This window comes from Streptomyces sp. NPDC048172 (genome assembly GCF_043202595.1).
Classification (GTDB): Bacteria; Actinomycetota; Actinomycetes; order Streptomycetales; family Streptomycetaceae; genus Streptomyces.
This window is the reverse complement of sequence record NZ_JBIDAT010000017.1, coordinates 17,279-30,090: the sequence shown is the minus strand read 5'-3', so window position 1 is coordinate 30,090 and position 12,812 is coordinate 17,279. Positions and strand designations below refer to the sequence as shown.

Sequence of the window (12,812 nt, the reverse complement as noted above, 5' to 3'; positions counted from 1 at the left end):
GGGCCCTAGGACCCGAGCCGGGCCAGGAGTGGACCGGCTGGGAGGGCGTGGAGGGTGCGGCCGTGGACGCCGGTGGTGGTGGTCGCGGCCAGGAGGGAGTTGAGGACCGCTTCCTCCGTGCTGTCGAGGACGGCCTCGAAGAGCGGGTCGAGGGAGGAGTCGGCGGCGGGGCTCCCGGTCGCCCTCCGGGTGGCGAGGGCCAGGCCGTAGTCGCCGCTGCCGTGGCCGTACCCGGCGCCCGTACGGGCCAGGGCGAAGACGGCGCGGCGGGCGACGCGGCCCAGCTGGCGGGCGTCCAGCGGCGCGTCGGTGGCGATCACGACGACGCAGGACCCGATCTCGGCGTCCCCGGAGCCGTCCCCGGAGCCGTCGCCGTCGCGTACCCCGACGTCCGCCGGGGTGACCGGCGTGCCCCGCACCCGCAGCACGCCGCCGAAGTTGGCCTGGACGAGCGCGCCCACCGTCACCGTCCGGCCCTCCAGGGCGAACCGGCGTGAGGCCGTCCCCATCCCGGCCTTGAAGCCGAGGGCGCCCAGTCCCGTACCGCCGCCGACGCAGCCCTCCGCCACCGGGCCGCCACGGGCCCCGTCCAGCGCGGCCCGTACCTCGGCCTCGCCGACCGGGCGGGAGCGGATGTCCGACAGGCGGCCGTCGTTGCACTCCCCCACCACGGGGTTGAGGCTCAGCGTCCGGCGGCACTCCGGCCGCTCCAGCATCCAGCCGACCAGCGCGTCCGCCGCGCGGAACGCGGACAGCGTCGACGTCAGCAGCACGGGCGTCTCGATCTGCCCCAGCTCCTCGATCTGCGTGGAGCCGATCAGCTTCCCGTAGCCGTTGCCACGGAAGACCCCGGCGGGCAGCGGCGCGTACGGCGACACCTCGCCGGGCACCACGGCGGTGACCCCGCTGTGCACGTCCGGGGGCCGCCGGACGGTGGTGTGGCCGACCCGTACGCCCGGTACGTCGGTGACCGCGTTGAGCGGACCCGGGGGCAGCGTGCCGACGGCGAGGCCGAGTTCCCGGGCGCGCGGGTTCGTCTGGTCCTGGTGAGGCGTGGGGGACGTCATGGGAGAGGGAGCCCTTCTGGTCAGTCGGCCGAGGTGTCCACGGGGAAGCGCCGGGGCGCCGCGCAGAGCGCGAGCAGCGCGAGGCCCGCCGCGAGGGCCGCCGCCAGATAGACATGGCCCACGGCGGACCGCACCACGGCCCCGGAGACGGCGGACGCCTCCCGCCCGGCGAACGTCGCGTTCGCGATGGCGCCCAGCAGCGAGGCGCCCACGCTCTGCCCCAGCTGCCGGTTGAAGAGCACCGAGGCCGTCGCCGTCCCCCGCTCCCGCCACGGCACGGACGACTGCACGCCGACGATCAGCGGAAGCTGGAAGAGACCGAGCGCCCCGCCCAGCGCGAACGAGAGCGCGCCCGCGTGCCACGGCGAGGACGGCGGCCACAACGGGAACGCCAGCAGCACCAGCCCCGCCAGCCCCATCCCCAGCAGCGCCGACTGCCGGAAGCCCACCCGCCGGTACACGTGCTGGCTCAGCGCCGCCGACACCGGCCAGCTCAGCGTCATCACCGACAGCACGAACCCCGCCGCGAGCGGGCTCAGGCCCAGCGCGTACTGCGCGTACGTCGGCAGGAACACGGTCGGCGCGACCATCAGCAGGCCCAGCGCCGCCATCGCGACGTTGACCGGCGCGATCGTACGGCGGCGCCACACCCAGCCCGGGATGACCGGGTCCGCCGCCCGCCGCTCCAGCCCGAACGTCACCCCGGCGGCCACCGCCGCGCCCGCGAACAGCGCCAGCGACGGGACCGACAGCCACGCCCACGCGACCCCGCCCTGCACCAGCCCCGTCAGCAGCAGCCCGCACGCCGTGAAGACGCCCAGCGCCCCGGGCCAGTCCACCCGCACCCGGCCCCCGCGCGCTCTCCCCGGCTCACGGAAGCGGCGGGCCAGCAGCCACACGCACACCGCGCCCACCGGCAGATTGATGAGGAAGATCCACCGCCAGTCCGCGTACGCGGCGAGCACGCCGCCCACCGCCGGGCCCGCCACGGCCGACGCCGCCCACACCGTGGAGAGCGCGGCCTGGATCCTCGGACGCTCCTTCAGCGGATACAGATCACCGGCGACCGTCTGCACCGTGCCCTGTATCGCACCGCCGCCCAGCCCCTGCACGATGCGGAACGCGATCAGGCTCGCCATGTCCCACGCGCCCGCGCACAGCGCCGAGCCCAGCAGGAAGAGCGCGATCCCCGTCAGCAGCACCGGCTTGCGGCCGAAGGTGTCCGACAGCTTCCCGTAGACGGGGATGGTCACCGTCAGCGCCAGGAAATAGCCGGAGAAGAGCCACGAGAAGTACGAGAAGCCGCCGAGGTCACCGACGATCTGCGGCACCACCGTCGAGACGATCGTGCCGTCCAGCGCCGCGAGCGCCATCGCGAGCATCAGCGCCGCGACGACCGGCCTGCGGCTCGGGGCCGGGGCCCCCGGAGGGGAGGGTGGAGCGGCGGACGGAGGCGCCGGGTCGTCCTTGCCCGTACGTTCGCGGCCGCCGCTCAATCAGACCCCCTGGCTCCTAGCTCAGAACAACCCGTCCCACATCTGCTCCAGCAGCACGGCCCACCAGTTCTCCGGCGACGACAGCGCCGCCGGGTCCAGCGCCGCGAGCTGCATCTGGAAGTCGACGGTCCAGCGGCCCGCCTGCTCCTGCGTCAGCCCGTACCGCAGCCGCCACATGCGGCCCAGCATCGCCATGCAGCGCGTGAACTCCGGCAGCCCGGTGTTCACGAACTGCGGCTGCGCCGGGGGTGCCCCCGGCGCGGGCCCCTCCAGCGGCACGGCCACGATGTGCGCCGTCCCGTACTGGACACAGAGCTGCTTGCCGAAGTCCGTACCCATCACGAGGTACGAACCCGCGTCGGCGGCGGGCTGCACACCCCGCTCCTGCGCCATCTCCGCCAGCGTCGGCACCGGCCGGCCCGGCTGGGCCTGGCCCCAGAAGAACGGGCCCATGTCGATCGGCACGCCCGCCCACACCAGCGTCTGCGCCACGATGTCCGGCACCCCGGCCCGCGAGACGGCCCGCTGGTCGAAGCGGAACACGCCCTGCGGCCCGAACGCCTGCATCAGCTCCTGCCCGATCACGTCCGGCGTCACCGGCGGCGCGGGCTGGATCTGCTGCGGCGGCGGCAGCGGCATCCGGTTCGGCGCGGGCCGCGCCGGACCGTCGGCGACCTGGTGCAGCTCGCCCTGGTGCTCGACCAGATGACGCATGCCCTGCTGCCGCGAGGCGTGGTCCGAGCCGTACGCCGCGGTGTGGCTGATCCGCACCTGCGGCCAGGTCTCGCGGATCATGCGCGCGCAGTAACCGCCCGGCAGGTCGCAGGACTCCAGCTCGGTGTGGAGCTCCACCACCTGCTGCGGCGGGATGTTCATCCCCCGCAGCTCGTGCAGGAGCTGCCACTCGGGATGCGGCGTGCCCGGCGCCGAACGGCGGATGAGCTGCTGCTCGGAGCCGTCGGGAGCGCGGTAACGCAGCACCGCCATGTAGCCGGGGCCGACGGTCGGCTGACCGGTGGGCTGCTGCGGATAGCCGTACGCGGGCGGGGGCGGCGTCCCCTGCATACCGGGGCTGCCGGGCCCCGGGCCGCCGATCGGTCCCGGCGGGGCCGGGGGCGGCGGCGCGGAGGGCCCGCCCAGCGAGGGCCCGCCGCCCTGCGAGGGGTCGGCCAGCATCGTCGCGGCCTGGTGCACGTCCCCGCCGGGGCCGCCGGGGCCACCGGGGCCCTTGTCGCCGGGGGACGAGGGCTTGTCCAGGGCGGGCTGCTGCCCGCTCTCCTCGATCTGCTGCGCGAGGTCGTCGGCCGACACCATCTGCGTCGGCACATAACCGCCGCCGGGAGCGCCGGGAGCCCCCGGTGCGCCGGGGGCGGAGGGCGGCGGCGGAGTACCGGGCCCGCTCTGGCCGCCCGGACCGCCCTGGCCGCCCTGGTTCGGGCGCGCGCCGGGGGCGCCGGGCGCTCCCGGGGGCGGCGGAACGGACGGGCCGCTGCCGCGCGAGGAGCGCGAAGGACGCGAGGGGACCGAGCCGCGCGGCGCACGGCTGGTCGCCGCGTCCGCGATGTCACCGGCGCCCTGGCCCGGCGGGGCGGGCGGCGGCGGAACGTTCTGGCCGCGGCCGTCGGAGGGGTCGGCCAGCATCGTCGCGGCATGGTGCACACCGCCGCCCGGGCCACCGCCGTCCGACGGCGGATTCGGCCCGCCCTGCGGCGGCTGCGGCGGCTGAGGGGCCTGGGGTGCCTGCGGCGGCTGGGGTGCCTGCGGGGCGTTCTGGCCGCGGCCGTCTGAGGGGTCGGCCAGCATCGTCGCGGCGTGATGCACACCGCCGCCCGGGCCACCGCCGTCCGACGGCGGATTCGGCCCGCCCTGCGGCGGCTGCGGAGCCTGAGGGGCCTGGGGCTGCTGGGGCTGCGGCGGCCCCGCCTGACCGGGCTGGCCCGGCGCGCCCTGCGGTCCCGGGTCCGGGAGCTGCGGCGCGACCGCCGTCCTGGGGAGGGCGCTGCCCTCCGGCATCAGCGCGGTCGCCGCCTCCGAACGCACGCTCGGCGGCGGGGGCGGGGTGTCGTCCTCGTCGCTGCCCGCGAGGGGCGGCGCGAAGACCGTGGCGGGCATCCCCTGCTCCTCGCCTCCGCCGACGCCCGAGGTGTCGGCGGCGTCCCACGGGTTCGCCCCCGCGGGCGCGCCGGACGGGGCGGGCGCGGCGGGCGTCGCCGGAGCGGACGGCACCGAGGGGGCCGAGGGGGCCGACGGAGCGGACGGCGCCGGTGCCGCGGGCGGGGCGTCCTGCCTGCGGTCCGGGATGCCCATCTGGTCCGCCGCCTGCTGCAGCCAGTCCGGCGGCGACAGCAGGAACGACGTCGCCTCCAGATCCACCCGCTGCTGCGACGCCGGGGCCGCGTCCGCGGGGGGCGCGGCAGCAGAGCCGTACTCCTCCTCGTAACGCCGGATGACCTCGCCCACCGGGAGGGCTGGCCAGAGCGTCGTCTCGCCGCTGTCGCGGGCGATCACCAGGCGCGTGTTCCCCCCGTCGGGGACCGGCACGCCCTCCCTGCTCTCGGCCCAGGCCACGAAGCCCAGATCGAACTCCCGCACCCGCACCTCGCGGTGCTGATGCGCGGGCACATCGCCGTTGACCCAGCGCTCGGCGCGCTCCTGGGCCTGCGCGAAGGTCACCATCGCGCCCTCACCTCTCCACAGGGACGGCGCGCGCGAAGCCGCCGTCCACCATCAGGTTCGCCACCGTGTCCAGCTCCGGCGGGCTTCCGGCAAGACGCAGCAGGAACTCGTCGAAGTCCGCGCCGCACGGGCGCAGCAGCCGCTCCACGCGCTCCTGGACGGCCAGCCCGTCGGCGTCCCGCGCGTCGTCGTACGCGCAGAACCACACCGAACCGGCCGACTCGCCCCTGACCTTCACCGCGACCAGACCGCCCTGGACGAAGGTGACGCCCAGGAAGTCCTTGGTGAGGTGGTCGCGCAGGCACTTGTTGATGTAGACGAGATCGTTGACCGCCGCCTCGTCGCGCACCGTGAAGAACGGCTGGTCGACCAGGAGCCCCAGCTCCGCGTCGAGCGCGACACCGCGCGGCGCGCAGCCGCCCGCCGCCTTCAGGAACGCCCGGTAGGCGCCCGGCAGCCGGTAACCCAGCCGCTCCTCGATGTCCAGGACCTGCCGCTCGCCGACGGCGGGCTCGCCGCCCTTGGGCACCTTGAAGTGCACGGGCCGGGTCTCCTGGAGCGGGCGCGTGCCCGTCTTCGCGTGGTCCACGGCCGCCGTCGCCAGCCCGCCGTGGTGCCTCAGCAGCGCCTTCACCTCGACCGGCACCAGCTCCATGCGGCGGCCGCCCGCCACGTGGTGCCACGTCCAGCCGTGCGGCGTCGCCACGGCGGGCAGGTCACGCCACAGCTCGTGGCCGGAGGCGTGCAGCGCCGCGTTCGCCGAGACGTAGTCCGTCAGCCGCAGCTCGTCGCCACCGAAGCCCTCCGGGGGCTCGGCGATCTCCGCGGCGGCACGCGCGTACGGCGAGAAGTCCGGGTAGCCGTCCTGGCCGACCCGCACCCCCTGGGGATGGCGGGCGGCCCGGACGGGGTCCGGGAAGTTCACGACCTGCCCGGCGTATCCCCCGTTCGGTGGGGCGGCGTGCTGCTGCCCGAGCCGACCTGTCGTCATGGCGGTAGCCCCCTGCTGGCATCTGGCTGGTACGCAACAGCCTATGCGGTACGAGGAGAGCCGGTCACTGCCCCTGGTGACCAGGGAAGATCACGAAGATCCGGAGGATCCCGGAAAGCCCCGGTCACGGCGATGACCACGGCCCCGCCCACAGCTCCGGTCACGGCCACGGCCACGGCTATGGCCCCGCTCACAGCTCCGGTCGCGCGGCGGGCGGCCGTCAGCCCTTCGCCGCCGACTCCAGCTTCTCCAGTTGCCGGTCCACCACCGGCTTCGCGACCGGCACGGCCTTCCCCGACAGGGACACCGACATGAACGTCGCCGTGTTCGCCCCGGAACGCACCACCGTGAACACCGTGGGCGCGTCCTTCTCCTTCGCGTCCTTCATGGTGAACTGCACCGAATCGTCCCCCGCTTCCGCACTCCCGCCCGGCTCGACCCGCACCCGCGCCTGCTCCCCCGTACCGCTCTTACCGGTGAACTCGCGGCACTTGCCCAGCGCCCCCTTCAGGTCCCCGAGCCACTTCTCCGCGTCCCCCAGCGCGTACGCCGCCAGCAGCACCTGCTGCACCGACTGGCCCGTGCTGAAGTCCCCCTTCATCACCGTCCCGCTCGTGTACGCCGTCCGCTCCTGCTCCGGCTTCGAGTCCACGGCGTCGCTGACCGGCGCGCACTCGCGCTTGTCCGCCTCCAGCGTGTTCCGCGGCGGCAGCGCGTCCTTCTTGCTGGGCTGCACCCGGTAACCCTTCACCTCGCCGGTACGCAACAGCGCCGCGCGCAACGCCTTCTTGTCCAGCGCCCGCGCCGACTCCGACTCCCCGCCACCACCGTCGCCACCGTCGCCGCCCCCGGAGCCCTGCTGCTCGCCCCCCTTGTCTTTCTCTTCACCGTTCCCACCGTCCCCGCTGCACGCCGCCGACGACAGCGCCAGGACAGGGACCGCCACAACCGCCGCGACCGTACGGCGAAGGGTCGTACCGCGCATCACAAACTCCCGCCCCGGGAAGGCCCGTTCACTTCGATGTGGCGCCGACGCGGCGTCGGCGCAGCCCGATGCTGGCCGCCACCACCGGAAGTCACCACCCCTGTTTCACGTCACCCCGGAAACCGTCACAAGGCCATGACATGACCGTCGGAATGATCGACTCATGGAGCACACTGCATACTTGGCGCTGATCCCCGGCACAGAGGGGGACGCACGGGGAGGAAGCTCCAAACATGCACACCGCACAACAAGCCCATACGCCACAAACGCACGGGCACCACGACCCGCGCATCGGCTGGACCACGGCCGACGACGCCGCGGCCTCGGCCGCACCCGCCCTCCGGCAGCGCCGCGACAGCATCCTCCCCGCCGTCGCCGCCGCCCTCTCCATCCGCGGCGAGACCCTCACCTGCACCGGCAGCAGAGGCGACCGGCCCCCGGCGCTCCACCCCCTCGTGCAGGACTTCCTCGACACCCTCACCACCGACCGCCGCGTACGCCAGACCGGCCGCTGCCCCGAAGCCGTGCTCCTCTCCCGCTACCTCACCGCCACCGAGACCGCCCGCTCCTCCAAGCGCACCGTCCGCAAGCCCGCCAGGTCCGGCACCAAGACCGGCAAGAGCGCCAAGCCCCCCAAGCCGCTCACCCTCAGCGAGGCCAAGCGCGCCCTCAAGCACGCCAAGCTCACAGCCCGCCGCATCCGCGAGGACGGCGACCCCCTCCACGGCAGCTACGCCCCGCCGTGCCGCTCCTGCGCCGAGATGCTCGCCCACTTCGGTGTCCGTGCCGTCGATCCGGCCGAGGAGCACGCCAAGTGACGACCCGCTTCCCCGTCGCCGTCGACGACCCCTTGCGCACCGCCGGCTGGCAGCCAGGACGCTGGGACATCCGGCAGGCCGAACTGTGGGCCGACACCCTGCGCGGCCACACCTCCCCCAGCGGCCACCGGCACGCGGTCTTCCCCGCCGCCGTCGAGGTCTGGGCCGAGTTCGGCGGCCTCCACATCGCCCCCTCGGGCCCCGGCCGCCACATCGCGCCCACGTCCGTCCACGTCGACCCGCTGCGCGGACTCCACGCAGCGCGCACGCTCTCCGCGTTCGGCCGCGCCCTGGAGACGGAGGTCTGCCCCCTCGGCGCCGAGGGCGACGGCGAGTCCCTCCTGGTCGTCGACGCCGCAGGACGCGTCTACAGCCTCGACCCCAGCGGCGACTGGTACCTCGGACCCGACTTCGACACGGCCCTCTCGGCCCTGCTCATGGGCATCACCCCGAGCCGCCTCGTGGCCCCGGCCACCGACCCGACGGCCACGTCCGCGGCGGCTCCGGCCCCGGCCCCGGCTCCGGCTACCGGCGTACGTACGGAATGACCGCCGACACCCGGAACCCCCCGGCGTCCGTCGGCCCCGACACGAAGCCCCCGCCCAGCGCGGTCACCCGCTCCCGCATGCCCACCAAGCCGTTGCCCCCGCTCGGCAGGCCCGCGTCGGCCACGCCGTCCACCGGCGCCGCCTCGTTCTCCACCTGGAGCGCGACCTCCGCCTCACGGTGCGCCACCCGTACCCGCGTACGGGCACCCGCCGCGTGCTTGTGCACGTTCGTCAGCGCCTCCTGGACCACCCGGTAGGCCGTCTGCTCCACCGGCGGCGGGCACTCCTCCCCCGGCTCCCCCTCGACGTTCAGCTCCACCGCCATGCCCGCGGCCCGCGACTGCCCGACCAGCGCGTCCAGCTCCGCGAGCGTCGGCGCCGACTCGTCCCGCACCCGGCGCACCAGCGAGACCCGCCCGCCGCCCGTGGACGCCCCGGCCGCTTCGGACGCGGGGCCCGTCTCCGGGACCGGCACCGTGGACGCCGAGGCCGCGGCGGCCGCCGCGAACTCCGCCAGCCGCGACGGGACCTCCTCCGTCTCCGCCGCCACCTGCTTGCTCTTGCCCTTGCTCTTCTTCTCCGGCTCGCCGCCCTCGCCCGCGCGCAGCACGCCGAGCATCGTCCGCAGCTCGTTCAGGGCCTGCCGCCCCATGTCCCCCACGAGCGCCGCGTTCCGCGACGCCTTCTCCGGGTCCTTCAGCGCCACGGCCTGGAGCGCAGCCGCGTGCACCACCATCAGGCTCACCCGGTGCGCGACCACGTCGTGCATCTCGCGCGCGATCCGCGTGCGCTCCTCGTTCCGCGCCCACTCCGCGCGCTCCTCCGCCCGGTCGGCGAGCAGCGACAGCTCACGCTCCAGCCCGTCGGCCCGCTCCGTCAACGACTCCACGAGCCGCCGCCGCGCCCCTATATAGAGGCCCAGCAGCACGGGCGGCGCCGTCATCCCCAGCGACATCAGGAACGCGACGAGCGGCACGAACCATGACGACGGGTTGAAGTCAGGATCCTGCCCGATGTCGGCTTCCAGCCGGATCGTGGTGATCACCATCATGCCCATGGCCGACATCCCGGCCAGCAGCGCGGTGATCCGCCGCGGCACCTCGGTCGCGGCGAGCGTGTAGAGGCCGACGACACCGAGCGTGACCCCCATCTCGGCGGGCGACACGGCCACCGAGACCAGCACCACGGCTATCGGCCAGCGCCGCCGCAGCACCAGGGTGGACCCCGCCACGATGCCGAGCACGATCGCGAACACCGAGGGGATCCCCGCCTGATGCGCGAAGCCCATCCCTTGCAGGGCGCACTCCGCCGCGGATATCGCCGCGAGGACGACATCCAGCACCGCGCTCCTCGGCCGCGACCACCACCACGGCCCTCCCCCGGCACGGTTTTCCCCCGTCTCGGTCATACCGCCCAGCGTACGACCGCCCGCCACCCCTTTTCCGTCCGAGCCCCGGAATGCCCGATTCCGGGGGTCTGTCACGGACAGTGAGTTTTCGCAGGGGAACGGACGCTCTCCACTCGAACGGTTGACGGGAACTCGTTTTCCCAGCGCACGGCGCCGAAGTGACCGAGGGTGACGCCATGAACTCGTACGAAAATCTGCGGGCGCAAGCGGTCGCCCTCCGCCGCGAGGGCCTCAGCCGCCGCCAGATCCGCGACCGCCTGAAGGTCTCCAACAACGACCTCCTCAACCGCCTCGTCGCGGGCGAACCGGCCCCGGAGTGGACGCGTCGCCCCAACGCGAAGGATGGCCTGCGGGAGCGGGCCCGCGAGCTGCGGAGGGAGGGGAAGACGTACGACCAGATCGAGCTGGAGCTGGGGGTGTCGCGAAGCTCGGTGTCGCTATGGGTGCGGGACCTCCCGAGACCGCCCCGGCGTACGCGGGAGGAGGCCTCCGCCATCGCCCGGCGCGGCTGGGAACGCACGCTCGCGCTCCGCGAGGAGGAGCGGCAACGGACGAAGGCGGCGGCGAAGGCGGAGATCGGCGCGCTCTCGGACCGGGAGCTGTTTCTGATCGGGGTGGGGCTGTACTGGGCGGAGGGGGCGAAGAGCAAGCCGTACGAGCGCAGAGAAGCCGTCATCTTCGTCAACAGCGACCCGGACATGATCAGGATCTATCTGGCCTGGCTCGACCTGCTCGGCGTGGAGCGGGAGCGGCTGCGCTTCTGCGTGATGATCCACGAGTCCGCCGATGTCACGGAAGCCGAGCAGTACTGGGCCGACCTCGTGGGCGCGAGCCCGGGCGCCTTCACCAAGACGACGTTGAAGAAACACAACCCCAAGACGGTCCGCAAGAACGTCGGCGCCGACTATCGAGGCTGCTTGGTCGTACGCGTACGACAGGGAGCGGACCTGTACCGTCGCATCGAAGGCTGGTGGTACGGCATAGTGTTGGAGGCCGGTTCGGAGACCCGGGAGGAGTGTCCGAATTAGCCCCCTTTGCTATCCCCCATGGTGTAATCGGCAACACACTCCGCTTTGGACGGAATATTGCAGGTTCGAGTCCTGCTGGGGGAGCTCAAGCCGGAGAGGCGGGTCCGGGACCCGCCCTCCCAACCGGACATAAACCCACCGGTATCCTGCGGAGTGTTCCCCGCCCCCCGAAGCCGAAGGGCACACCCGTGAGCGCCAATCGCCCGGCAGCCGTCGTCGTTCTCGCAGCGGGTGAGGGCACCCGCATGAAGTCGGCGACCCCCAAGGTCCTGCACGAGATCTGCGGCCGTTCCCTCGTAGGACACGTCGTGAGTGCCGCGCGTGTCCTCGACCCCGAGCATCTCGTCGTGATCGTCGGGCACGGGCGCGAGAAGGTGACCGCGCATCTCGCGGAGACCGACGCCGACGCGCGTACCGCCGTGCAGCACGAGCAGAACGGGACGGGGCACGCCGTCCGTATCGGCCTGGAGGAGCTGACGCAGAGCGGCGTCGCGCTCGACGGGACCGTGATCGTGACGTGCGGTGACACCCCGCTGCTGACCGGCGCCACCCTCCAGAAGCTCTCCGACGCGCACGCGCAGGACGGCAACGCCGTGACCGTGCTGAGCGCCGAGGTCCCGGACTCGACCGGTTACGGCCGTATCGTGCGGGACCCCGCCGACGGCACGGTCACCGCGATCGTCGAGCACAAGGACGCGACCGAGGCGCAGCGGGCGGTCCGGGAGATCAACTCGGGGGTGTTCGCGTTCGACGGGCGGCTCCTGGTCGAGGCGCTGGGGAAGGTCCGTACGGACAACAGCCAGGGCGAGGAGTATCTGACCGACGTGCTCGGGATCCTGCGCGAGGCGGGGCACCGGGTGGGCGCGGCGGTGGCGGGTGACCACCGGGAGATCGTGGGGATCAACAACCGTGTGCAGCTCGCGGAGGCCCGGCGGATGCTGAACCAGCGGGTGCTGGAGGACGCGATGCTGGCGGGTGTGACGGTCGTGGATCCGTCGTCGACGTGGATGGACGTGTCGGTGACGTACGAGCCGGACGCGATGGTGCACCCGAACTCGCAGCTGCTGGGCGCGACGCATCTGGGCGCGTACAGCGAGGTGGGTCCGGGGACGCGGCTGACGGACACGAGTGTCGGTGAGGGCGCCGCCGTGAACAACACGGTCGCGGTGGGCGCGGAGATCGGCCCGCGGGCGAGCGTCGGCCCGTACACCTATCTGCGGCCGGGGACGCGGCTGGGCGAGAAGGTGAAGGCGGGCAGCTTCGTCGAGATGAAGAACTCGGAGATCGGTGAGGGCACGAAGGTGCCGCACCTGTCGTACGTGGGGGACGCGGAGATCGGTGAGCACAGCAACATCGGTGCCGCGAGTGTGTTCGTCAACTACGACGGCATGAACAAGCACCGCACGACCGTGGGGTCTCACTGCCGTACGGGGGCGGACAACATGTTTGTGGCTCCTGTCACCGTCGGGGACGGTGCCTACACCGCCGCGGGGTCCGTGATCACGAAGGACGTGCCCCCGGGTTCGCTGGCGGTGGCGCGTGGCCAGCAGCGGAACATCGCAGGCTGGGTGGCCAGGAAGCGTCCGGGGAGCCGTGCCGCGCAGGCCGCCGAGGCGGCGGGGACGCAGGGCGACAAGACGGACGAGAGCGCCTGACCGGGTACACGTCCGTATGAGGCGGGGCGTACGGTTGAGGTGACCGGACCGGCCATACGGCCGAAACCCGATGTTCATCACCAGTCCCCTCTCCCCTCCACACCCCCCTATGCCGCGCGGCGGCGCAGCGAAACAAGGAG

The 12,812-nt window shown here is 73.6% G+C and carries 10 protein-coding genes and 1 tRNA gene; 5 read left to right on the top strand and 6 right to left on the bottom strand.

All coding sequences use genetic code 11. The features are described from left to right. Positions 1 to 5 precede the first annotated feature (5 nt). From ACGF3A_RS42615 to ACGF3A_RS42595, 5 genes are all read right to left on the bottom strand, one after another. Positions 6 to 1,067, bottom strand: a complete 1,062-nt coding sequence (locus tag ACGF3A_RS42615) for a P1 family peptidase (RefSeq protein ID WP_393736497.1) — start codon at positions 1,065 to 1,067, stop codon at positions 6 to 8. Between the two features lie 20 nt (positions 1,068 to 1,087). After that, positions 1,088 to 2,563: an MFS transporter gene (locus ACGF3A_RS42610; RefSeq protein WP_393736495.1), complete on the bottom strand. Its 1,476-nt coding sequence runs from the start codon at positions 2,561 to 2,563 to the stop codon at positions 1,088 to 1,090. Positions 2,564 to 2,584: 21 nt separating this feature from the next. After that, entirely contained in the window at positions 2,585 to 5,239 is a 2,655-nt protein-coding gene (locus ACGF3A_RS42605) for an SUKH-4 family immunity protein (RefSeq protein ID WP_393736493.1), read from the bottom strand. A gap of 7 nt (positions 5,240 to 5,246) precedes the next feature. Beyond that, positions 5,247 to 6,230, bottom strand: a complete 984-nt coding sequence (locus tag ACGF3A_RS42600) for an SMI1/KNR4 family protein (RefSeq protein WP_393736491.1) — start codon at positions 6,228 to 6,230, stop codon at positions 5,247 to 5,249. Positions 6,231 to 6,450: 220 nt separating this feature from the next. Continuing rightward, positions 6,451 to 7,215 carry a hypothetical protein gene (locus ACGF3A_RS42595; RefSeq protein WP_393736489.1) on the bottom strand — a complete coding sequence of 255 codons (765 nt, stop codon included), beginning with the start codon at positions 7,213 to 7,215 and terminating at the stop codon, positions 6,451 to 6,453. A gap of 233 nt (positions 7,216 to 7,448) precedes the next feature. Here ACGF3A_RS42595 and ACGF3A_RS42590 point away from each other — a divergent pair, with 233 nt between their 5' ends. Both ACGF3A_RS42590 and ACGF3A_RS42585 read left to right on the top strand, forming a co-directional pair. Next, positions 7,449 to 8,033, top strand: a complete 585-nt coding sequence (locus tag ACGF3A_RS42590) for a YwqJ-related putative deaminase (protein WP_393736486.1) — start codon at positions 7,449 to 7,451, stop codon at positions 8,031 to 8,033. Continuing rightward, positions 8,030 to 8,581: an SUKH-3 domain-containing protein gene (locus ACGF3A_RS42585; protein WP_393736484.1), complete on the top strand. Its 552-nt coding sequence runs from the start codon at positions 8,030 to 8,032 to the stop codon at positions 8,579 to 8,581. Before ACGF3A_RS42590 ends, ACGF3A_RS42585 begins: the two co-directional genes overlap by 4 nt. Here the strand turns inward: ACGF3A_RS42585 and ACGF3A_RS42580 are convergent. Beyond that, complete coding sequence (locus ACGF3A_RS42580) at positions 8,559 to 9,989, bottom strand: sensor histidine kinase (RefSeq protein WP_393736482.1); 1,431 nt, start codon at positions 9,987 to 9,989, stop codon at positions 8,559 to 8,561. The two genes, ACGF3A_RS42585 and ACGF3A_RS42580, sit on opposite strands and share 23 nt — an antisense overlap. A gap of 176 nt (positions 9,990 to 10,165) precedes the next feature. On the opposite strand from ACGF3A_RS42580, the gene ACGF3A_RS42575 reads away from it, so the two are divergent. The 3 genes from ACGF3A_RS42575 (at position 10,166) to glmU (ending at position 12,672) form a co-directional block, all read left to right on the top strand. Next, complete coding sequence (locus ACGF3A_RS42575) at positions 10,166 to 11,017, top strand: hypothetical protein (RefSeq protein WP_393736479.1); 852 nt, start codon at positions 10,166 to 10,168, stop codon at positions 11,015 to 11,017. A gap of 12 nt (positions 11,018 to 11,029) precedes the next feature. After that, a tRNA-Gln gene (locus tag ACGF3A_RS42570) sits at positions 11,030 to 11,101 on the top strand. A gap of 104 nt (positions 11,102 to 11,205) precedes the next feature. After that, positions 11,206 to 12,672, top strand: a complete 1,467-nt coding sequence (gene glmU, locus ACGF3A_RS42565; RefSeq protein ID WP_393736477.1) for a bifunctional UDP-N-acetylglucosamine diphosphorylase/glucosamine-1-phosphate N-acetyltransferase GlmU — start codon at positions 11,206 to 11,208, stop codon at positions 12,670 to 12,672. The last annotated feature ends 140 nt before the right edge of the window (positions 12,673 to 12,812 follow it).

Bases quoted from the DNA above. Each gene is read 5' to 3' on its own strand.
- ACGF3A_RS42580 (WP_393736482.1), bottom strand. From the start codon at position 9,989: ATGACCGAGACGGGGGAAAACCGTGCCGGGGGAGGGCCGTGGTGGTGG.
- ACGF3A_RS42615 (WP_393736497.1), bottom strand. From the start codon at position 1,067: ATGACGTCCCCCACGCCTCACCAGGACCAGACGAACCCGCGCGCCCGG.
- ACGF3A_RS42575 (WP_393736479.1), top strand. From the start codon at position 10,166: ATGAACTCGTACGAAAATCTGCGGGCGCAAGCGGTCGCCCTCCGCCGC.
- ACGF3A_RS42600 (WP_393736491.1), bottom strand. From the start codon at position 6,230: ATGACGACAGGTCGGCTCGGGCAGCAGCACGCCGCCCCACCGAACGGG.
- ACGF3A_RS42590 (WP_393736486.1), top strand. From the start codon at position 7,449: ATGCACACCGCACAACAAGCCCATACGCCACAAACGCACGGGCACCAC.
- ACGF3A_RS42595 (WP_393736489.1), bottom strand. From the start codon at position 7,215: ATGCGCGGTACGACCCTTCGCCGTACGGTCGCGGCGGTTGTGGCGGTC.
- ACGF3A_RS42605 (WP_393736493.1), bottom strand. From the start codon at position 5,239: ATGGTGACCTTCGCGCAGGCCCAGGAGCGCGCCGAGCGCTGGGTCAAC.